Origin of the sequence: Clostridium sp. 10cd* (assembly GCF_044336395.1) — a bacterium.
In the GTDB taxonomy this organism is placed as follows: domain Bacteria; phylum Bacillota_I; class Bacilli_A; order Erysipelotrichales; family Erysipelotrichaceae; genus Clostridium_AQ; species Clostridium_AQ innocuum.
In genome coordinates this window covers 4,421,553-4,443,329 of the sequence record NZ_CP172347.1, presented here as the reverse complement: position 1 = coordinate 4,443,329, position 21,777 = coordinate 4,421,553, and the positions used below count along the sequence as shown (strand labels likewise).

At 42.6% G+C, this 21,777-nt stretch carries 23 protein-coding genes; 19 read left to right on the top strand and 4 right to left on the bottom strand.

What is annotated here, in order from left to right:
- Window positions 1-62: 62 nt before the first annotated feature.
- The gene (locus ACG3M1_RS22075; RefSeq protein ID WP_002606460.1) at window positions 63-617 is read left to right on the top strand and encodes a PadR family transcriptional regulator; all 555 of its coding nucleotides are present in this window, start codon (window positions 63-65) and stop codon (window positions 615-617) included.
- 124 nt (window positions 618-741) lie between these two features.
- Window positions 742-1,038 (top strand): hypothetical protein, encoded by a 297-nt coding sequence (locus ACG3M1_RS22070; RefSeq protein WP_002606459.1) that lies wholly within the window; start codon window positions 742-744, stop codon window positions 1,036-1,038.
- A gap of 25 nt (window positions 1,039-1,063) precedes the next feature.
- Here the strand turns inward: ACG3M1_RS22070 and ACG3M1_RS22065 are convergent, their stop codons facing one another.
- The gene (locus ACG3M1_RS22065; protein ID WP_021420208.1) at window positions 1,064-1,192 is read right to left on the bottom strand and encodes a hypothetical protein; all 129 of its coding nucleotides are present in this window, start codon (window positions 1,190-1,192) and stop codon (window positions 1,064-1,066) included.
- Between the two features lie 276 nt (window positions 1,193-1,468).
- Between ACG3M1_RS22065 and ACG3M1_RS22060 the strand changes: the two genes are divergently transcribed.
- The 9 genes from ACG3M1_RS22060 (at window position 1,469) to ACG3M1_RS22020 (ending at window position 9,301) form a co-directional block, all read left to right on the top strand.
- Window positions 1,469-1,912 carry a PTS sugar transporter subunit IIA gene (locus tag ACG3M1_RS22060; protein ID WP_224720944.1) on the top strand — a complete coding sequence of 148 codons (444 nt, stop codon included), beginning with the start codon at window positions 1,469-1,471 and terminating at the stop codon, window positions 1,910-1,912.
- An 18-nt stretch (window positions 1,913-1,930) separates the two neighbouring features.
- A complete protein-coding gene (locus tag ACG3M1_RS22055) occupies window positions 1,931-2,206 on the top strand; it encodes a PTS sugar transporter subunit IIB (RefSeq protein ID WP_002606457.1) in 276 nt (91 codons plus the stop codon).
- A 48-nt stretch (window positions 2,207-2,254) separates the two neighbouring features.
- On the top strand, window positions 2,255-3,544 hold the full coding sequence (locus ACG3M1_RS22050) for a PTS ascorbate transporter subunit IIC (RefSeq protein ID WP_395814616.1): 1,290 nt from the start codon (window positions 2,255-2,257) through the stop codon (window positions 3,542-3,544).
- A 59-nt stretch (window positions 3,545-3,603) separates the two neighbouring features.
- Complete coding sequence (locus ACG3M1_RS22045; protein ID WP_054343661.1) at window positions 3,604-4,365, top strand: HpcH/HpaI aldolase family protein; 762 nt, start codon at window positions 3,604-3,606, stop codon at window positions 4,363-4,365.
- Window positions 4,366-4,369: 4 nt separating this feature from the next.
- A complete protein-coding gene (locus tag ACG3M1_RS22040) occupies window positions 4,370-4,984 on the top strand; it encodes a KpsF/GutQ family sugar-phosphate isomerase (protein WP_055200441.1) in 615 nt (204 codons plus the stop codon).
- On the top strand, window positions 4,985-5,875 hold the full coding sequence (dapA, locus tag ACG3M1_RS22035; protein WP_395814613.1) for a 4-hydroxy-tetrahydrodipicolinate synthase: 891 nt from the start codon (window positions 4,985-4,987) through the stop codon (window positions 5,873-5,875).
- A gap of 23 nt (window positions 5,876-5,898) precedes the next feature.
- On the top strand, window positions 5,899-6,381 hold the full coding sequence (locus tag ACG3M1_RS22030; protein ID WP_055200439.1) for a hypothetical protein: 483 nt from the start codon (window positions 5,899-5,901) through the stop codon (window positions 6,379-6,381).
- 25 nt (window positions 6,382-6,406) lie between these two features.
- The gene (locus ACG3M1_RS22025; protein WP_002606451.1) at window positions 6,407-7,057 is read left to right on the top strand and encodes a ketohydroxyglutarate aldolase; all 651 of its coding nucleotides are present in this window, start codon (window positions 6,407-6,409) and stop codon (window positions 7,055-7,057) included.
- 168 nt (window positions 7,058-7,225) lie between these two features.
- Window positions 7,226-9,301: a BglG family transcription antiterminator gene (locus tag ACG3M1_RS22020; protein WP_395814609.1), complete on the top strand. Its 2,076-nt coding sequence runs from the start codon at window positions 7,226-7,228 to the stop codon at window positions 9,299-9,301.
- 163 nt (window positions 9,302-9,464) lie between these two features.
- On the opposite strand, the gene ACG3M1_RS22015 is transcribed toward ACG3M1_RS22020, so the two are convergent.
- Window positions 9,465-10,343: an aminoglycoside 6-adenylyltransferase gene (locus ACG3M1_RS22015; RefSeq protein WP_055200401.1), complete on the bottom strand. Its 879-nt coding sequence runs from the start codon at window positions 10,341-10,343 to the stop codon at window positions 9,465-9,467.
- A 323-nt stretch (window positions 10,344-10,666) separates the two neighbouring features.
- On the opposite strand from ACG3M1_RS22015, the gene ACG3M1_RS22010 reads away from it, so the two are divergent.
- From ACG3M1_RS22010 to ACG3M1_RS21995, 4 genes are all read left to right on the top strand, one after another.
- Window positions 10,667-11,131, top strand: a complete 465-nt coding sequence (locus tag ACG3M1_RS22010) for an S-ribosylhomocysteine lyase (protein ID WP_008816272.1) — start codon at window positions 10,667-10,669, stop codon at window positions 11,129-11,131.
- Between the two features lie 56 nt (window positions 11,132-11,187).
- Window positions 11,188-12,537, top strand: coding sequence for an MATE family efflux transporter (locus tag ACG3M1_RS22005; RefSeq protein ID WP_055200399.1), 1,350 nt, complete (start codon window positions 11,188-11,190; stop codon window positions 12,535-12,537).
- A 40-nt stretch (window positions 12,538-12,577) separates the two neighbouring features.
- Window positions 12,578-13,099, top strand: a complete 522-nt coding sequence (locus tag ACG3M1_RS22000; protein ID WP_395814606.1) for a GHKL domain-containing protein — start codon at window positions 12,578-12,580, stop codon at window positions 13,097-13,099.
- 210 nt (window positions 13,100-13,309) lie between these two features.
- Window positions 13,310-14,662: an ATP-binding protein gene (locus tag ACG3M1_RS21995; RefSeq protein ID WP_335337626.1), complete on the top strand. Its 1,353-nt coding sequence runs from the start codon at window positions 13,310-13,312 to the stop codon at window positions 14,660-14,662.
- 455 nt (window positions 14,663-15,117) lie between these two features.
- Here the strand turns inward: ACG3M1_RS21995 and ACG3M1_RS21990 are convergent, their stop codons facing one another.
- Together ACG3M1_RS21990 and ACG3M1_RS21985 are read right to left on the bottom strand one after the other, a co-directional pair.
- On the bottom strand, window positions 15,118-15,675 hold the full coding sequence (locus tag ACG3M1_RS21990; RefSeq protein ID WP_008816276.1) for a chromate transporter: 558 nt from the start codon (window positions 15,673-15,675) through the stop codon (window positions 15,118-15,120).
- On the bottom strand, window positions 15,672-16,220 hold the full coding sequence (locus ACG3M1_RS21985) for a chromate transporter (protein WP_009269985.1): 549 nt from the start codon (window positions 16,218-16,220) through the stop codon (window positions 15,672-15,674). Before ACG3M1_RS21985 ends, ACG3M1_RS21990 begins: the two co-directional genes overlap by 4 nt.
- A gap of 143 nt (window positions 16,221-16,363) precedes the next feature.
- Between ACG3M1_RS21985 and ACG3M1_RS21980 the strand changes: the two genes are divergently transcribed.
- The 4 genes from ACG3M1_RS21980 to ACG3M1_RS21965 all read left to right on the top strand — a co-directional run bounded on the left by ACG3M1_RS21980 (window position 16,364) and on the right by ACG3M1_RS21965 (window position 21,563).
- The gene (locus ACG3M1_RS21980; RefSeq protein ID WP_009269984.1) at window positions 16,364-17,965 is read left to right on the top strand and encodes a gamma-glutamyltransferase family protein; all 1,602 of its coding nucleotides are present in this window, start codon (window positions 16,364-16,366) and stop codon (window positions 17,963-17,965) included.
- Window positions 17,966-17,996: 31 nt separating this feature from the next.
- Window positions 17,997-18,695 carry a LytR/AlgR family response regulator transcription factor gene (locus tag ACG3M1_RS21975; RefSeq protein WP_008816279.1) on the top strand — a complete coding sequence of 233 codons (699 nt, stop codon included), beginning with the start codon at window positions 17,997-17,999 and terminating at the stop codon, window positions 18,693-18,695.
- Window positions 18,696-19,596: 901 nt separating this feature from the next.
- Window positions 19,597-20,859, top strand: coding sequence for a sensor histidine kinase (locus ACG3M1_RS21970; RefSeq protein WP_224721051.1), 1,263 nt, complete (start codon window positions 19,597-19,599; stop codon window positions 20,857-20,859).
- Window positions 20,860-21,005: 146 nt separating this feature from the next.
- Window positions 21,006-21,563 (top strand): accessory gene regulator ArgB-like protein, encoded by a 558-nt coding sequence (locus tag ACG3M1_RS21965; RefSeq protein WP_009269982.1) that lies wholly within the window; start codon window positions 21,006-21,008, stop codon window positions 21,561-21,563.
- Window positions 21,564-21,777: the final 214 nt, after the last annotated feature.

Sequence of the window (21,777 nt, the reverse complement as noted above, 5' to 3'; positions counted from 1 at the left end):
AAGTTGCCGTTCCTATAGTATTCTAATAGTAGAATACTGCAAATGTAGAAAGAAGGGTACCTATGCCGCTGAAACATGCAATTCTGGGTCTGTTGAACTATGCGGAAATGACGGGTTATGATATTGACCGTTATTTTAAGTCAAGCATTGCCTTTTTCTGGCATGCGCAGACGTCGCAGATCTATAAGGAGCTGAACACCTGTACAAAGCATAACTGGGTGGACAGTGAGATTGTATATCAGAGTGATAAGCCGAATAAAAAGGTGTTTCATATTACTGATGAGGGAAGACTGGAGCTTAACCGCTGGCTGGCGGATGCGGATCTTGAGGATATCATGAAGTACAAGAATCCGCTGCTGATTAAAATATTCTTTTCCAGCAATATCGATATTGATAAGACGATGCGCCTACTGGAGAAATACATACGGGAGTGTTCTGATATCATTGATAAAATGAATGAAGATCTGAATAAGATTCCGGAATTCGAAGCACAGATTCACAAGGATAATGAATCCTTTTACTGGGGAATGACAATGACCTATGGATTTATGTACTATCAAAATGAAATCAAATGGGCCAACTGGTGTATTGATAAGCTGAAAGAAAAAATAGGATGAAACCATATTCATACAGGCTGTAAAGGTAGCTTAAAATTTCACGGAAACCTGTGATTATCTATAGAAACATGATATAATGAGGGCGAATAATTATCATATCCTAGAACAGAAGGGAGAAATATCTATGGAAAAACTGACAATGCAGGATTATCTTAACTGTTTACAGGCAAAGAAGCAGGAAGCACATGACAAGCAGTGGCTGTACATCGAAGTGAATGCGAAGGATCTGCTGGAAGAGTGCGAGCCGGGCATAAGAAATCAAAATGTATGCTGTAAGGCTATGCTTGATGCTATGCTGGAGGGTGACGGCTTTATCGTAGAGCCAAAAAACAAAAGCAAATGCGCAGCGAGTCTGACAATCCGCTATTATGTGGATAATCTGAGTCCTGAGCGGAGAAAATATGCAGAAGTAAATCAGTAATCAAATAGAAAAAGGATGTAACATATCAATATGCTGCATCCTTTTTGTATGTCTGTATATTTTTGTCGAAGAATTCTGTTTCCCGGGAAATGCCTTCCTTCAGTTTGATGACAGTGGTCGCAGCACTGACAACAGCAGCCAGCTTCAACTGCATACATCACATTTTTTGTATGGATAGAGATAACACTGCAGCACGTTATTTACCGGCTTTTTATAACTTCAGTACAGAGTCTGTGTGTTCGCAAAACAAAAATAAGACTTTACAAATATATGGTTAAATGCTTTGAAAAGCCTATAAATAAAGGGCTTTCAAGAGTTCATATCCTGTCATTATCCAAAACAAAAGTTGAACTTAAATTGGATTGAAATGTTTTTGAATCTCTTTTATTATCTAGGTGTAAAGCAAACGAGGAAGCGTGAAGGAGGTGACATGATGCTGAAAGATCTGACAGATGAAAAGCTGATCCGGCTGAACATTGAAGCTGCTGACTGGGAAGAAGCAATTCGCAAATCTGCGCAGCCGCTGATAGACGAACACAAGGTCAAGCCGTCCTATGTGGATGACATGATTACAGGGGTTAAAGAAAACGGTCCTTATATTGTTCTTACCAAGCATGTTGCACTTCCACACGCCAGACCGGAGTCCGGAGCACTGGAAAGTGCCATTGGTATCGCAACCTTAAAGACACCGGTTGTCTTCGGAAATGAAGCAAACGATCCTGTGAAATATCTGTTCTGTTTAAGTGCAAAGGATAACATGGAACATCTGAATGCACTGGCTGAGCTGGCGGGAATGTTTGAGGATGCTCAATTTTACAGGCTCCTGGAACATGCAGAGAGCGCAAAGGAAATCATGGAATACATCAGTAAATAGAAAAAGGAGGAAACTGATATGTACAAAGCTTTAGTATGTTGCCGTGCAGGCATGGGATCCAGTATGCTGTTGAAAATCAAGGCGGATCAGGTCATCAGCGAAAACGGCTATCCGATCCAGACAGAGCATGGAAATCTGGATTCACTGAATGGATTTAGCGGGGATCTTGTTATCACGATGGATGATCTGGCAGATGAATTAAAGGACAAGGTTCCTTATGCACTGGGGATTCGCAATATCATGGACAAGGTGGAAATGAAATCCAAAATGGAAGAGTTTCTTGCCACAAAATAGGGATGAACAAGGGAATGTATAAAAAATAACTAAAGGAGAGAAAAACATATGTTAGATGCGATTTTAGCGCAATCACGAAATACCGCATTGATTATGGGGCTGATTGCGATGATTGGTCTGCTGCTGCAGAAAAAGCACGCAACGGATGTGATCAGCGGTACGATGAAAACAGTTATCGGATTTATGGTCTTCAACATTGGATCTTCAGCAATGTCAGGTGTTGTACAGACATTTACAGATTTGTTCAATGTAGCATTTGGAATCGAAGGAGTTACCACGCAGGTAGAGGTCGCAACAGGTCTTGCATTGAATACCTATGGTACGGAAGTGGCTTTGGTTATGCTGCTGGGCTTCGTTGTCAATCTGATCGTTGCCAAATTTACAAGATTTAAGGCAATCTTCCTTACCGGACAGCACTTTCTGTACTTTGCATGTGTTATCGCACTGATTTTTATTGCAAATGGTCTGCCGATGCCGCTTACGGTAATCGCCGGTGGTATCCTGCTTGGATTCTGCGGAGCAGCACTGCCATCCTTCTGTCAGCCGTTTATGAATAAAATCACGGGCGCCGATAACCTGGCAATGGGTCACTTTAACTGTATCGGTTACGCATTCTCCGGATATGTAGGGAAATTATTCGGTAAAATGGGAAAAAGCACAGAAGAGAAGAAGGATGCCAGCACTGTTAATATGCCAAAATTCTTTGAATTATTCCGTGACTTTATCTTCTCGGTAGCACTGTTCATGGTTGTATTGTTCTACGTGGCTGTCATCGCCTGTGTGGTAAACGGTCATATGGATATCGTGCTTGAAAAAGCAGGAAATGATGTCTGGTTTATCTATCCGTTCCTGCAGGGTCTGCAGTTTGCGGCCGGTATGAGCGTCCTGATTTATGGTGTGCGTCAGTTTATTGCAGAAATCACCGCAGCATTCGTTGCAATTTCTGAGAAATATATTCCAAACTCCAAACCGGCAGTTGACTGTCCGGCAATCTTCCCATTCGCACCGACAGCTGTATTGATCGGCTTTGTGGGAGCATTCGTAGGCGGTCTTGCGGCAATGGCAATCATGATTGCATGCAACAGCAGTGTCATTATGATTCCGGCAGCCGGTATCTGCTTCTTCTCCGGTGGTACCTGCGGTATCTTCGGAAATGCCTATGGCGGATGGAAGGGCGCATTGGTTGGTTCCTTCATCGTTGGTATGGCATTGACCGGTCTGCCGCTGATTCTGTATCCTGCATTCGCAGGTCTGGGAATTTCCGGAGCATCCTTCCCGAACGTCGATTACAATATTATCGGAGCATTCCTGAACTGGATTCTGGGAATCTTCGCCTGATTCACGAATAGGGCAGGGATGAAAGTCCTTGTCCTTCTTTTTGAAAAGAGGTAGGTCCTATGGAACTGAAACAGCTGATTAAGCAGCAGAAAGCAAAGGGTGTCCTTGTGAAAACACTGGCGCATCCTTCTCTGGTCATCATGGCACAGGATTGCGGAATGGATTTTATCTTGTATGATTGTGAGCATGGTGTCCTGTCCTATGAACAGCTGCATGATCTTATGGTGCTTGGCAATATGCGAAAGCTTTCATCCATCGTCAGAGTTGCACAGCTGGCAAGATCAGATGTATCCAGAATTCTGGATTACGGTGCAGCCGGTGTGATGGTGCCTATGATTGAAACAGCTGAACAGGCAGAGCAGCTTGTACAGTGGAGCAAATATCCGCCGTTGGGAAAACGAAGCTATTCCGGGGGAGCCAATACGCACTATGCCCCTGGGGGAAATCATGCCCTGCATATGAAACAGCTGAATGAGAAAACGATGAGTATCGTACAGATCGAAACAAAGCAGGGTGTGGAAAACATCGAAGCTATCCTGAATGTGAAGGGAATCGACGGTGTTCTGATCGGTCCCTGTGATTTGGCAATATCGCTGGGCAGGCCGGATGATCTCATGCATGAGGAAGAGCTCAGCATGATTCAAAAGGTCGCAGATGCCTGCTTGAAACGAGCTTTGGGCTTTGGAATTATCGGTGGCAGAGCGATGCAGGAATATTTTAAAAAGGAAAGCAGTCTGCTTGTTTCCGCTATTGATACAGCACTGATGCGGGAAGGCTTAAAACAGGCAGTGAGAGAATATGAGCAACTGGAAAGGACGTAATGATATGGCAGTAGAAAAAGAACAGATACGGGAGTTTCTGGATATCGAATCCAGCGAATTAAAAAATTTTATAGACAGCATTGACGCAGAGGCGCTGATTGCGGCCAGAGAACTGATTCTGCAGGCGGAACAAAATCATAACCGTGTGCATGTGACAGGAATTGGCAAGCCGGGACATGTGGCTGGATATGCGGCATCACTGTTATCCTCCACAGGAACACCAACCTATGAGCTGCATGGTACGGAAGCGGTACATGGCAGTGCGGGACAGGTGCTGAGTGGAGATGTCGTAATTGCAATTTCCAACAGCGGAGAGACTACCGAGCTGAAGGCAACCGTGGAGACACTGAAAAGCAATGGTGCCAGGCTGATTGCAGTAACCGGAAAGGCCGATTCCTGGCTGGCAAAGCAGGGGGACGTCACCCTGATCGCCGGTGTCAATCAGGAGGGGGATGCTATGAACAAGCCGCCTAGAGCCTCTATACTGGCAGAGATGGTCATGCTGCAGAGCCTGAGCATCTTACTACAGAACGCAAAGAATCTGACACCGCAGCAGTATGTGAAATGGCATCCGGGCGGCAGTCTGGGCGCAAGTATCAAAGAAAGCGGGGACAGATAAATGAAGCTGGAAGGAATCATCACACCAATCGTAACACCGTTTCATCGTGATGCGCAACAAAGCATCAACTATGAGGCGACACAGCAGCTGATCGACCATCTGATCGCAAAGGGGGTAAAGGGAATCTTTATCCTTGGAAGCAACGGGGAGTTTCATGTGATTGAGGAAGCAGAAAAAATAGAATTTGCGGAAAAGGTAATCCAGATGGTAGATCACCGTGTTCCGGTATATGTAGGGACAGGGGCGTGCAGCACAAAGGAAACCATCCGTCTGTCAAAGAAGATGGAGGAGCTGGGTGCGGATGCACTGAGTGTCATCACACCGTATTTTCTGACACCGACTGCGGAAGAACTGGTACAGCATTTCACAGCGGTTGCGGAAAGTGTAAGCATTCCGATCATTCTCTACAACATTCCAAAGGCGACAGGCTGCAATTTGAGCGCAGAGGTCGTGGGACGTCTTGCAGAGGTAAAGAACATCCGCGGTATCAAGGACAGTAGTGGAAAGGAAGAAAATCTGAAGGCGTATGCAGAAATTGCGAAGCGGGATGATTTCGATCTGCTGATCGGTTCGGATTCTAAAATCAGTTATGGCTATGCAGTAGGGGCAAGCGGTGCTGTGGCAGGAACCTCCAATGTGATAACGGAGGTACTGGTGGAGCTGGACAGGGCACTGCGAAATGGAGAAACAGAAAAAGCAGAGGAATTGCAGAAGGACATCGATGTACTGCGCGGCGTATTGAAGCTGGGAACGGTACCGGTTGTCATGAAGCGTGCGGCAGAGCTGGCAGGGATTGCGGAAATCGGACCGGCAAGAAAGCCGGTACTGGAATGCAGTGCACAGGATGATGAAAAAATCAAAGAGATGCTGCAGTATTACCATCTCATATAACAACACGGGAAAGGATGATGGATATGAAGGAATACATTGTACGGGAAGACAGAGGAAAGCTGCTACTGTATACGCTGCTGAATCTGTGCTTAACCATATTGCTTATGCTGCTGACAATCTATGTTTACGGTTCCGGACATTTCCTGCTTGCGTTCTTAAGCATCACAGGTCTCTGGTTTTCTGTAAAAGCCATGTGCCGTTATGGCTTTCGGCTTGTCAAAAACACCCCGGTATGTGAATTTAAACGCGACGAGGTGATTCTTCCGACACTTCCCAAAGAGCAGCGGCACATGAAATATAGGGATATCCGTGCGGTAAAAATTCTTCGCAGCAGCAGCTCTGTCAAGCTCTTTTTCTCAGGAGATCATGTGACGCACCCCTCCGGCTGGCAATACGCAGGGGCGGTCTATCTCTTTCAGAGAAAGAAGCTGAATGATGTACAGAAGTATGCCATGGACTGCCTTCATACCCATCACATATCCTTCGAGGTTGTACAAAAGGCATAAAGCTAAAACAACAGGAGGTACGTATATGCAGAAAGCAGAGCTAACAAAACGCATAGCGGAAACAGGCGCTATGGCAATCGTTCGTGTCGAAACGATAGAGCGGGGAATAGAAATCGCAAACGGATGTCTGGAAGGGGGCGTCAGCTGTCTTGAAATCAGTTATACGCTGCCCAATGCAGGTGAGGTGATTCAGGCTCTGCGTGAGACATTTCAGGATCGTCTGATCATCGGAGCAGGAACCGTGCTTGACAGTGAAACAGCCAGACATGCCATCCTTCACAATGCGCAGTTTATCATAGCACCGAATTTTTCTAGGGAGGTTGCCGTTATGTGCAACCGGTATCAGATTCCCTATGCGCCGGGCTGCACGACATTAACGGAAGCACTTCAGGCTCTGGAAGCAGGGGCAGCCTTTATCAAGGCGTTTCCGATTTCCGATTTCTATGGTCCCAGACTGGTATCCGTATTCAAGACGCCGATTCCCTATATGCCGATTCTTGCGAGCGGTGGAATTGATCTGAAAAATCTGAAGGATTATGTGCTGCGTGGTGTGGACTGCTGCGGCTTCGGCTCACTTCTCACAAAAGGCAGCCGGGAAGAAATCGCAGCCAATGCACGCTCAATCAGAACGCTGATTGATGAAGCAAGACTGGAAATGCAAACTACGGCGGGATAACGTTTTAAAAGCCATTATGATACAATGAAAGGCGTATGATGAGCTGCGCCTTTTTTTGAGTTCAAAATTTGTGCGTATACAAAACAAAACTTGTACCGAAAACACTTTGTCAGTGATACCGTTTTCAGATAAAATCTAGTTGTAAGCATAATATGGGGAGGTATGTGTATGGATAATGAACTCATGGCACTCATGCAGGTGCTGTCCAATAAGCCTTATCTCACTCTGAAGGATATCGAAGTAAGTGCCGGCATTACCCGTCGTCAGGCAACCTATCGTATTGAAAAGGTGAACGATCTGCTGCGGCAGCATCATGCGCCCATCATTACCATTGGAACAGCGAAGGAAATTCGATTGGATTCCAAAGCACGGCAGAAGCTTGAGGAGCTGCTTCAGGAGATGAATCAAAGCAGCCAGTATTACATGAACAAAAAGGAACGTCAGATCTATATGTATCTGATGCTGTTTATGAACAGTGAGTATCTGTCATTGAGTGATTTCATTGATTCTCTCGGTGTGAGCAGAAGCACGGTGCTGCTGGATTTCAAGGAACTGACACAAATGCTGGAGGAGCGCGGCATCCGGGTGAGAAACAACCGGACCAAGGGCTATTATCTGATTGGCTCCGAAATGGAAATCCGCAGAATGATGATGAAGTATGTCATTTATACACTTGCCGAGGAACAGAGTGCTAAAATCTTCGATGTCTTTATCGACGATTTCAATCTGGATATTTTTGATTATTCACGGCTGGTGATCACGGAGCTTGCACAGCGGCATAACATTCGGTTTGTAGAAGACCGTCTGGTGGAGTTTATTTATATTTTTATTTTTCTGAAGGCACGTATGCAGAGTGGAAAAAACGCAGAGGAGGAAATCCATGCGTTGCTGGATATGGAAGCAATATCCTCGATGAAGGAATATGAGTTTACGGTGGAGCTGTTAAAGAATTACAAGAACACTGACAATATTACAAATACGGATATCAATTATATCTCCTCGTGGATACTGGGAATTTCCTTTGGCGATATCAATGAGGAGACCAAGGATTGTATACTGATCTCCGATATCATCGGAAAAATCATGACCCGTTTTGAATATCTGAGCGGAGCCCATTACCGCAATACCGAGGAAATCTTCATTCAGCTGTATTCTCATTTTCGACCGGCCTATTACCGTCTGCTCTGCCGTCTGCCGATATTCAATCCGCTGTGTGACAAGGTGAGGGAGGAATACCGGGAGCTGTATCAGCTTGTGGAGGAAACCATGAAGCCGTTTCATGTGATTTTCGGTGGAGATATTCCGGCAGGAGAGATTGCATATCTGACCATGCATTTTGCTTCCATTTACTCCGATCAGAAAGCGTTTGAAATAGCGAAGCAGAAGACTGCACTGGTGGTGTGTTCCAATGGAATCGGCAGCTCTGCCATTCTTTATAACGAGCTTACCGGTATGTTTCCCGAGCTGCATTTTTTACCGCCACTGGAAACCTCGCATATTCACGATATCAAGGAGCATGTGGATATCATATTTTCCACAAGCTATGTTTCTTTGGGGGCAGACATTCATGCGCCTGTCATTCGGGTAAGTCCGGTCATGTCCATCGCAGAGCGCTATCAGGTAATGCGCGAGGTCTACATGCAGATGGGAAGTCATTTTTTAAAGCAGCCCAATGTTGATGTCGTGATGGGGATCGTAGCAAAATATGCGAATATCCAGAATGAGCATGCATTGTACAATGAGCTGATTACGTATTTCTCTCATATTGACACGACTACACAGGAGGAACGTGTCCTGCATCTTGCGGATATGGTCAAGCCTGAGCTGATCCGTCTGCATATGGATGCCGATAACTGGGAGGAGGCTGTGCGGAAAGCCTATGAGCCGATGGTACAGCATGGCTATATCACGCAGAATTATGTGGAGGAAACCATTAGCAGCGTAAGGATCGTAGGGCCGTATATCGTTATCACAAAGCATGTGGCGCTGCCGCATGTGAAGCCGGAAGCTGGGGCGTTGTCCGTTGCACTTGGGGTTGGCGTATTAAACAGCGCGATCGAATTTGGAAACCGTGACAATGACCCGGTAAAATATATTTTCAGCCTGAGTGCTACAGATAATCAGACGCATTTGTGCGCCATGGCGGAGCTTCTGGAGATGTTTAATAAGCAGGAATTCTTCGATATGCTGGATCAGGCGGAAAACAGCGATCAGGTTATGGTGTATTTAAAAGAAAATCAATAGTGAAAAGCAGGGCGGTGATTCTACAGATCATCGTCCTGTGTATTTGTCTTGAGGAAGCCTCGAAGTGTTATGTCTGAGATTTATTTTCGCTTCTATATCATACGTTCTGCGCTTCCCTTATATCCTGTTTTCTTGTTTGCAGCGTGCCGTATTCTTAAAAGAATTAGCGCTGCATGTATTCCTGCAGTTCTTTAGCACCCCTTGGCAGAAAATAGACATCCTTCAGATACTTCATACTGTTTAATGCCTCCCGTGCATTGTAGGTCAGATCAAGCTGACATCCTATTTCTATAGCTGTTTCATGAAACTGCTCACACATTGTAAACACCGCCTGCCACAGCGCCTCACTCTCAGCTTTTGCGTAGGTTGCCAGAAAGGTCTGATATACAGCATCTGGCAGCAGCTGTTCCATATATTTTCCGCATTTTCCGGCACTGATTTGAAAGTTATAGGAAATGCCGATTTTCCATTCCAATAGACGTTTCAGCATGGGTCGCAGGGTAAAGTCAATAACATCCAGTGCATAGGGGAGCTCATTTCGTTTTAATCCCTTCGCGACATTATTCAAACACCACCAGTATTCATTGCAGGTACAGGAAAACTGCTGTTGTGAAGGCTTTTGAATCCAGTATTGCTGAAGTGCTTTTTTACTTGGCTGCGGGAGGATTCCATCCTTGTCAAGCAGTATTTGATAGGCTTCCAGGTGCGTCTTTGCATAATCCTGTGTGCAGACATGAAGATCAATCCGGTTTCCGTCCCTCAACTGCATAAGCCACCCGTAACAGTTTTCTTTATCCCCTGGATCATAGACACTGTCTTCCGGATACTGCATATAAAGCCGTTCACCGAAACGATCAATCCAGCCGTTATCTTTTTGAAAGGAAGCTGTTTCCTTTACAATATATACGACATCATAATCCTGAAACATATGCCTGGGCACATCCGGGTTCACACGGGAGCCTTCCAGGTAAGCCGCCCGTATTCTTTCATCCTGCGCGGCTGTGTTGATCAGCAGCTTCATTATTTCGTCTTCTGTTCTCATGAATGTTCACCTTGTCCTCTGGCAGCACGGTGGGATAGCATTATAGCTGTATTTCTGCTCATCCATGTGGTGCACCGCTTTCCTATTCTATATGTATTATAACGTGAAAACAGAAAATATATATGCTTTTTCAGGAAGGAAGTTACCGAATGCCTTTAAACCAGATATAAAAAGAGAAGAATATATTATAAAATCTGACAGCGCATGACTACGCAAAACGCTTAACAGAGAAAGAAATAACTGGCTGTTGCAGTTTCTAAAAAGGATTCAGCTGGACAGTCTTGTTTTATCCCTTTATAATGGAACATAGAGGTGAATATAACATGGAAAAAATTACAAGCTTTTGTATTGATCATGACATACTGGAAAAAGGAATGTATATATCAAGAATCGATGGTGATATTATTACCTATGACCTTAGAATGGTGAAGCCAAACTACGGCACGTATCTGGATAACGATGGTCTTCATACCTTTGAGCATCTGTTCGCTACCTATGTAAGAAATTCAGTATACAGTGATGCGGTCATTTATGCCGGGCCGATGGGTTGTAGAACAGGATTCTATTTTCTAACGAGAGATTCTATCAGTAAGGCGCAGGTGGTACAGCTGGTTAAGGATACGATGGCGTTCATTGCGGGATTTGAGGGAGATATCCCAGGTGCACAGGAGTCTAAGGAGTGTGGCAATTATCTGGATCATGATCTTGCCAAGGCGAAGGCCTATGCAAAGGCTTATGGTCAGGTGATGAAGGACTGGAACGAGGAACAGCTCGTTTATCCACAATAAATCAGTGGTTTCAGACTGGATTGGTCTGAAGCCTTTCTTTTGAAAGAGGGTGACGTATGAAAACACGTATCAATTTGCTGGAGGGAAACATTCTTCCTGCATTAAGCGCGCTGGCATTGCCAATCATGGCAACCAGTCTGATTCAGATGGCCTATAATCTGATCGATATGATATGGATTGGAAAAATCGGTGCAAGTGCTGTTGCGTCCGTTGGTGCAGCCGGTATGTTTATGTGGCTGTCCAACGGTCTGGCGACATTGGCGAAGATGGGTGGTCAGATTAAGGTCGGCCATGCGCTGGGGGCGCAGAAGAAGGAGGATGCGGCGTCCTATGCACAGAGCTCGATTCAGATGGGAATTGTATTTGCCATCGGCTTCGGTATTCTGTCTATTGTGTTTGCGGATGAGATGATCGGCTTCTTTCAGCTGAACAGCGCACAGGTCATACAGGATGCAAAGCTGTATCTGATGATTACCTGCGGTCTGGTCATATTTTCTTTTATGAATCAGATATTCACCGGGATTCTGACAGCGATGGGGAACAGCAGAACCTCCTTTATCGCTACCGGTATCGGGCTTGTTTTGAATATCATGCTGGATCCGCTGTTTATTTTCGGCTTTGGTGCAATTCCTCCAATGGGTGTTGCGGGGGCTGCAATTGCGACAGTTCTTGCACAGCTGGTGGTTATGCTGTTGTTTCTGCATACCATACTACGGGATACGGTCTTGTTCAGTAATATCCATATACTGCATTCTTATTCTTCACAGCATACCATGGAAATTTTCCGTATCGGGCTACCTTCCGCTGTGCAAAGTATGCTGTTTTCTGGCATTTCCATGGTCATTGCAAGATTGATTGCAGGCTGGGGAGATGCTGCCGTGGCAGTCCAGAAGGTAGGCTCGCAAATCGAATCCATATCCTGGATGACTGCGGAAGGCTATGCGGCGGCTTTGAACAGCTTTGTGGCTCAGAACCATGGTGCGAAGAATACAGATAGAATCCGGGAGGGATATCGACTCTCCATGATTGTTATGCTGTCCTGGGGTGTGTTCTGTTCTTTTGTTCTGATCGTTTTTCCACAGCTCATCTTTCAGGTCTTTATCCAGGAAGCAGAGGTGTTGCCAATGGGGGTGGATTATCTTCGGATTCTTGGTGTCTCTCAGTTGTTTATGTGTATGGAAATCACAACAGCGGGTGCCTTCAGCGGACTTGGAAAAACGCTGCCTCCATCCATTGTAAGTATCACGTTAACCGGCGCACGAATACCGATGGCGATATTGCTGGGAAGATGGCTGGGTCTGAATGGCGTCTGGTGGGCAATTACGATTAGTTCGATCGGGAAAGGTATCGTATTGCTGGGGTGGTTCTTAAAGGATATGAAGAGAGCAGGTATGCCAGAGAGGTAATCATTGTGTTAGAATTTGAAAGTTAAAAAATCATTTCATTATGCTAGAATCAACGATTAAGGTTGATGATGAGCTGGCATTAAAATGTTTGCAGGATATTATAGGTAAGATGGAAATTATAGATGTTCTTTCAACATCAAATATGTATTTGAATTATCTGATAAATTCAAAAGTAGAAAAAATAAAATCACTAAATATTGATTTAACGTGTGGTTTTAAAAATACGCTGGATTTTCTGAATCTTTTTGAATTGACAACGATCCTGGGAAATCTGATTGATAATGCTATAGAGGCTCAAAAATACGTAGAAAATAAAAGGTTTATAAAGCTTTCAACAATAAAAAAAGCGGACAGGGTTAGGCTTATTATAGAAAATAGCTGTAATATAGGAGAAATCCATATGGATAATCAGAAGCTTATTACAAGTAAAGAAGATAAAGAAAAGCACGGAATCGACTTTCAGCGTGTTTGTGAAGTGGTGAAGGAGAAAAATGGCATTATTACAAGAACTGTTAATCATAAAATATTTACAGTGGAAATTGTATTGCCAATCGAATCGTAAAAGTGAAGCTGGTAAAAAAGGTAACTGATTATTGCAGTTGATGGGATAAGACATCTTATTAAGAGATTGTTGAAGGATAGCTTAATAATCATAAACAGCTATGTTAGAATGATAACAAGGGTGAAAATGGTTTTATCTTCATAAAATCATAAAAATTTATTGTTTTATGTACACAAAAATAAAAATAATTATGATTTTATGTTCGTGAAAATGTCACAGGGTTGGCGTTTGCATTCAAATGTAGTATACTACTATCATAGGAGTGGTGCTATGTATCGAATGATAGAAGAAAATTTCTTAAAGTGGAAAAAGCAGGAAAATCATAAACCTTTACTTATATCTGGATCAAGACAGGTGGGAAAGACGTACAGCATACTTAATTTTGCTAAAAAGCACTACCTATCTTATGTATATATTAACTTTGAAAGAGATGATGATATCAGAGCTTTTTTTGAACAGACATCGAAACCGGAAGAAATCATGATGAATCTGCAGGTTTTCTTCCCTGAAGCAGATTGGAAGGCTAAAGAAATTTTAGTTATATTGGATGAAATACAGGCGTGTCCCCAGGCGTTGACATCCATCAAATTTCTAGGTACAGAAACACCTTATGATTACATATTGAGCGGCAGTCTGCTGGGAGTAGCTGTGAATCGTACTTCCTCCTATCCTGTAGGCTATGTGGAATCCATGGAAATGCAACCAATGGGATTTATGGAATTTTTATATGCTGTTGGCTTAAAAGCTGAACATATTTCCTACCTTAAGGAATGTTATACAGAAAAGCGAAGAGTAAATGAAGGTATTCATAAGGAATATATGAAGCACTTCAGAAATTACATAATAACCGGGGGTATGCCGGAAGCGGTGAAAACCTTTGTGGAAACCGGGGATTTTGTAAAGACAAGAAATATTCAGCAGCAAATCGTAGAAGGCTACTATCGGGATATGGCAAAATACGCAGATGCATCAGAAAAAATAAGAACACATGAATGTTTTCGTTCCATTCCTCTGCAGCTCGCAAAAGAAAATAAGAAGTTCCAATATAAGCTCGTGAGAAAGGGAGGACAGGCAGCGCATTTTGAAAACAGCCTTCAGTGGCTGAAAGACAGCGGGACTATTTCATTTTGTTACCGGCTGCAATGTATCGATGTACCGATGGAGGCCTATGAGGAATCTTCTGTATATAAGATATATATGAGTGATACTGGCTTATTACTCTCTCAGTTCAAAGAAACTGTGATGCAGGATATTCTGAAGAATGAGTTAGGTGTATATAAGGGAGCAATCTATGAAAACATTGTGGCGCAGATGCTGACATTCAATAAATACAGTTTGCATTATTTTGAACCGTCTTCTCATTCAGAGATAGATTTTATTATTGAACAGGATTGCGGTATTGTACCGATTGAAGTGAAAAGCTCCATGAACACAAGGGCAAGAAGTCTAAAAGCGTATATAGATAAGTATGAGCCGAAAAGAGCATTACGCTTTTCTATCAGAAATTTAAATATATCTGAAAGGATAGAGGATTACCCGTTATATATGCTGATGTTTCTTTAATAAACTTTATTATTCTATATAAGATTGAGCTTAGCACGATTAAAAGTTCAATCTTTTTGAATATAAGATAGATATAGCTTTTACTGCTAACACAAATCATGAGGGAGAATCTATTTCGAGATTATAATGCTTAAGATATTTTCGGTGTAAATATCTTATCCGACAATATCTATCACCGTTATTGTTGGATATCCTTCCGTTTTTATGATAGGAAATCTATCTGTTAATAAGGAACAGAGATAGATTAGACATGGGTGAAGTAGAGTAAAAAAGAGGTGCTTCACACAATGCGAAAGACCCCTTCTTTTTCTGATGAATATGGATAAAATATCGTTGAAATCTATAAGTTCACTTTCTTTGATATAAATTAAAATATTAGCGATTTTACGTTTTTCAATCGTTTTGAATATGAAATAATTTGTTGCAAATATAGGGAGCGAAGCTTCCCATATATTCTACAGCTGAAACAGCATACCCACAGCGGCGGAAGCAGCAATGCATAAAATTGGATGCCATTTGCGTTTATTCGATAAATAAAAGATAACGGCCAACAGCAGGATACACGGCCATTTGACCATTTCCATGAAATTTTCACTATCCTGAAATAAAGCAGCGATGAAAATCGTTATACCGGCAGAGGCGATGAGTGCAGTGACTGCTGGACGAATACCGTAGAAAACGGATTTCACCAGCTCACTGTCCTTAAACTTCTTCAGAAACTGCGCAACGATACAGATCACGATGATGCTTGGCGCAACAAGCCCAAGCGTCGCAATGATACCACCCAGCACACCATTGATATGATAACCGGTGTAGGTTGCCATATTGATACCGATTGCACCTGGTGTTGATTCACTCACAGCAATCATGTCGGTCAGCATATCTGCAGTAAACCAGTGATATTTATTCATCATTTCCGTAAGAAACGGTATGGTAGCCAGACCACCTCCAAGGGCAAACAGTCCGGTTTTGAAAAATTCGTAGAAGGCAAGCAGCAATAACTCCAGATTCATTCCTTCACCTCCCTGCGGCGAAGTGCACAGACAATCACACCAAGTAATGCGGCGATGATAACAATAAGAACGGTTGATACACTTGTAAAGGTGATTGCGGCTAGGACAACGGCAAATAACAAGATGCCGAAGGTATCCTTAATGCCGCTTTTCCAGAGCTTGACTACAGCGTTTAAAACAAGAACACAAACCGCGACACGGATACCTGCTAAAGCATGCTGAACAATAGCAAGTGAGGAATAGGTGGTAAGCACAGAGGCAATCAGCAGAATAATGATGATGCTTGGCGTAACAACACCCAGCGTTGCGATAATAGCACCAAGGATTCCTTTCTCATAAAAGCCGATAAACGTTGCCGTGTTCACCATGATGATTCCCGGTGTACACTGCGCAACCGCATAGTAATCCATAATTTCCTCTTCTGTGGCCCAATGTTTTTTATCCACAATTTCCTTCTGTATCAGCGGCAGCATGGCATAGCCTCCACCAAAGGTAAAGGCTCCGATCCGCATAAAGACAGAAAACAGTTCCCAGTAAATTTTCATAAACACCCTCATTTCCATATAAAGAATACCCATATTATACAAAAAACAAACATAAATACAAGAACTGTGAGGTATTTTCCCCTGGTTTTGGGATTGTAAGAGAAAGCGCTACACTATATAATAATACATATGGAGGTTTACTTATGTTCAATATATATCATCAGCCCTATACCAGAGGCCGCTATCCCACAGTAGCCGCAAACGGTGTTGTTGCAACCGGAAACAATCTTGCTGCTGCAGCGGGATTGCAGATTATGCGAGAGGGTGGCAACGCCATTGATGCCGCGATTGCAACAGCCGCAACACTTACCGTTGTTGAGCCTACAGCAAACGGTATCGGTTCCGATGCCTTCGCCATTGTGTGGTACAAGGATGCCATGTACGGTTTAAACAGCTCAGGCTGTGCACCTATGGAAATTTCAATAGAAAAACTGAAGGAACAGGGTATCACGGAAATGCCGAAGCATGGATGGACACCGGTAACGGTACCGGGAGCACCCAAGGCGTGGGCGGAATTAAGCCGCCGGTTTGGAAAGCTGCCCTTTGCACAGGTACTCGCACCTGCGATCACCTATGCCCGTGACGGATATCCGGTACCGCCGGAACTTTCCAGAATGTGGAAGATGGCTGTCAGAAGCTATACGGATAAAAAGGATGATCCGGTATTTGCACAATGGTTTCAGGCATTCACCTTTCAGGGAATGGCACCGGAGGTAGGACGGCTGGTAAAGCTTCCGCATCATGCGAAAACATTGGAGAAAATAGCGGAAACACAGGCAGCCGCCTTATATGAAGGAGAGCTTGCACAGCGTATAGAAGAAGACAGTATCGCACACGGCGGATACCTGCGGAAAAAGGATCTGCAGCAGCATAAGGCAATATGGGTGGATCCGGTTTCAGTACATTATCACGGCTATGATGTTTGGGAGCTGCCGCCTAACGGACAGGGAATCGTTGCATTGATGGCATTGAATATATTAAAGGAATTCCAGTTTGCACAGCGGGATGAGGAAATGTTTCATCATCAGTTTGAAGCAATGAAAATGGCATTTGCAGACGGCTTGCATCATATTACAGATGCCAAATATATGAAAACCGGGGTACAAAGCCTGTTACATGCAGCCTATGGCAGAGAGCGTTCGCAGGAAATCGAAGCTTTTGCAAAACAGCCTGCGGTCCACATGCCGCCGAAAAGCGGTACCGTATATTTATGTACAGCAGACAGCGAAGGAAATATGGTATCCTTCATTCAAAGCAATTATATGGGCTTTGGCAGTGGGGTTGTAGTAAAGGACACAGGAATCGCCCTTCAAAACCGCGGACATGATTTCTCTTTGAATCCCAATCATGTCAATGCTCTTGTTCCCGGAAAGCGTACCTACCATACCATCATTCCCGGATTTCTTACAAGGAATGGAAACGCAGTTGGTCCATTCGGCGTCATGGGAGGCTATATGCAGCCCCAGGGACATGTGCAGGTGGTTATGAATATGATAGATTTCCATCTGAATCCACAGCAGGCACTGGATGCACCCCGCTGGCAGTGGGTGAAGGATAAAAAATTTATCATAGAGGACAGCTTTGATACCAACATTGCAAGAAAGCTGCAGGAGCGCGGTCATCAGCTTCAGGTTGATTTGGAGACTGCCGGCTTCGGACGCGGGCAGATTATTGTGCGGCTTGATAATGGAACATTTATGGCAGGAAGTGAGTCAAGAACCGACAGCAGCATTGCCTGCTGGTAATGGCAATAAAAGAAAAGACAGGGGAATATATATGCAGACTGTTTACCATATAGCATTACTGGATGATGAACCATGCTATACAAATATGATTCGTGATAAAATAGAGGCCTTTGGATTAGAGGAACAGCTTTTCATCGATACGTATAATAATGTAAATGATTTTTTGAGAAGTAAACATATATATGACATACTTCTGCTGGATATCGAAATGCCGGGCATGGATGGGATTCATCTGGCAAAGTATATTGCCAATGAACGGACACTGGTGATCTATGTAACGAATTATGCAGATCGTATGGAGGATGCATTTGGAATCAACGTATTCCGCTATGTTCTGAAATCCAAAATAGATGAAAAGCTGAAGAGAACGCTGCAGGATGCTTTTGAGTTTTTACAGGATAACGCTGATTTTAAGATACGTACTGATGGCGGTTATGAGATGCTTGCACAAAAGGATATCATTTATATGGAGTATTTCTCTAAGGACATCTATGCATATACCAAGGATCGTGAATACATATTTCGCATGTATTCCATGGAACGCATGATGAATGAATTAAACAGCCGTTTCGTTCAGATCAATCGTGCCAATATTGTGAACATCGAATATATCCGCTCCATTCGCGGGTTTGAACTGCATGTAAAGGGTATTGATCGCGTACTGAAGATCAGCAGGCGGCGTAAGAACGAAATTATGGATGCTTTATTTCAAATGACGACAAAGCTATGATGCCGTCATTTTTTACTTTCAAATCATGAACACGGCAAGGATCGCTGACAAGAACATGAGGTGATTACTATGATTGGAATAAGTGGTGCCAGGTTACTCTTAAATAAAAAGGTGATTTTAAAATTCCTATTTTGAGGATACCTGTTGTGTTTTTATAGCCGCTTGTGCTACACTGTAAATACGAAAAAAAGGAGGGGCTGTCCCATGAAAACAAGTATGAAAACCATAATGATGATGTATGTATCACAACTGCAAAGCCCCGGCCTTTCTGCATGTCTGTTTGTTAGCGGTGTTTTTTCATATCCATGTCGTATGATGATACAAGGCACTCTTTTCTATTACATGAGTTCCTTGACTGCCGATTATCGGCGGACATTGTTTACACAGTTCCAAATGTAGTGAATATAACAGCAGTATAAGAGGTCCACCAAATTATGCTTCAGAAGCAATTAAATGTACTTAAGAAAGCATTGTATGTCTTTTCAATTATTGTGTTTATCATAATCAGATCCCTTCTTATACTAATTTTCATATACAAATATGTATTTCATAACATATCCTGGAATTAAATTGTTTGAAATAGCATCTATAGAGGACAGTAAGATAACAGCACTGTACCTGCTATAGGTGCTTTTTGCGTAAATCCCATGGAATGGAATAAATAGAAATTACAGATGGTGTGTTTTTATGAAAAACAGGAGGGATTACCAAGACCATTGAATACAAAAAAAAAGGCCATTCATGCAAATAGTATACCGAAAATTCGTTATATTGTAGTATAATAATGGTAGGAAGGGGGAAGGGAAAAGGTATCTCAATCAAGAGAAATAGAAAAATTAAATTTTACATGACATCATACAGGCCTTCTTATATAATAGTTGTGCAGGAAAAGAGTGATGTTATGAATGAAGTTATGGAATATGTGTATTGTTTAATTTATATTGTAGGAATAGCCTTCTGCGTTATCAGAGTAAACAATGATGTAAAATGGAATACTCGTACGGTGCTGCTGATTATTGGATACAGCTATATCAATATGCTTGTTACCAATAATATTGATGTATCTGATATCATGTTTTTAGTATCCAACATGTTCTCTACTCTTCCGGATTTTTTGTTTATCTGTGTATTATGCAGAAAAATAAAACTGTTGAACCTATTTTATCTATTGTTTTATACGGTTTCGTTCATGACCTTTATAGAAATATTTATGTATGCTCATATCCATTTATTCAACGGGGCATTTGATGCAACCTTTGTACCCGGGATATTGCGTACCGCTTCCATTATGTTTGCTAATGTCTGTGCAGCAATAGCATTTCAGATACCAGTATATCTGTATCGTAGATTTTTCGTTGTATTATCAAGAAAGCAATTGCTTCCATTTGTTTTTCTACAAATTTTTTTCATGCTTGTCCTTATGATGTACATGAGGGAGTTGGAGCTTTATCCAAAGGATCTCGCTATGTTCTTTGTATTTCTGCTCATGGTAGTGCAGACATTGACCGTAGATTTCATTTTTGTTCGATTCTGGCTGCTTGCTCAGGAGAAGAGTGAAATCGAACTGACGGAGCTTTCAAGAAATATACAAAATCAATATATGCATGATTTACAAGAGGAGCAGGAGAAAAACAGAGAGCTTCGCCACGATATGAGAAATCATATTGAGATACTGGAAAGCATTCATCATGACCGTGATTTTTTGAATTATCTGGATCGTGTAAGAAAAGATGTAGATGAGCTGGGACAACGTATTAAGACAGGGAATATGTTTCTGGATGCGTGTCTGAATACGAAAATTGAATCAAATAATGATATACAGTTTGAGGTCAGTGCATTTGTAAATGACGAAATAGGTATTGAGGATAAGGATATGTGTGCTCTTGTATTCAATATGCTGGATAATGCCATTGATGCCGCTAGGGGTAGTGAACATAAGAAGGTGGACATAAAGTTAATGATACATAACGATTCTCTGATTATTGAGGTTACCAATTCAACTGTTCAAGCACCGGATTTTCATTCCAGAAAAGGAACTGGACATGGGTATGGAATGAAAATCATTGAGCGTATTGCAGCTCAATATGAAGGTATGGTGAAATATGATTATGATGAACAAAGCCATACGGTAAGTGTGCACTGTCTGATGCCTCTTCCAAAATAAGAAAGGTTGGTAAATTTATATGAAATTTGAAATTAAGAAAAAACTTATCGATTATGCATTAAAAAATGTATCAAACACATCAGTTTTTGGACATTTTATGCCAAAGCCTTTTACCTATAAAAAGGAATCTGTGAAATCACAGAAGCATGGAAACAATAAGTAGAAGGCTGAGCATATTTCTTGCAAAACGAGGTCTGATTGAAGAGGATGAGGTGGATATCATCCGCTTTGCCCTTGAACTTCTTCTTACACAGGGAATACAGATTGTCAGTATGCTCATACTGGGATACTTCCTGCAGTTTATCTGGGAAACGGTGCTTTACCTGTGCATGCTGCTTTTCCTGAAACGTTATACTGGCGGTTATCATGCAAAAACATATGGACGCTGCTATCTGATAACGATGATTATCTATCTGCTGGTGTTATTCTGTGTGGAGTATCTGAATATATACAGTCTGCTGGTCTTTCTTCCTGCCGGACTTGGTATTTTCATTTATTTCGGCCCGTGTCTTAGCTATAAGACGATGCTGGAACGTAGAAAGCAGCAGCTGCATCTGAAGCTTTCTCTGGCTCTGTGTCTTGTTTTGCTGCTGCTGTTTTTGGGAGTCCATGAATTTCGCTATACGATAGAAATTGCAGCTATTCTGTTTTTTACCGCGGTGATGATGCTGCCGGTATTCTGGAAAAAGTCAAAAACAATCTGATGAAAAAGGTCTGGTATGTCATGATGACGATCAGATCTTTTTGTAATGTTTTTGGCAGCTTCACCATACATGTCAAATACTAAGAAAGCTCAGTACAAAACGTTGATCTTTATAAAAATAAATATTCGCAATGATAAATTAGAAAGATGGGAACGACTGTTTGCCATATACATAGTTTCCGATTTCATGGATTGTTGTATTGGTACTATTTTTT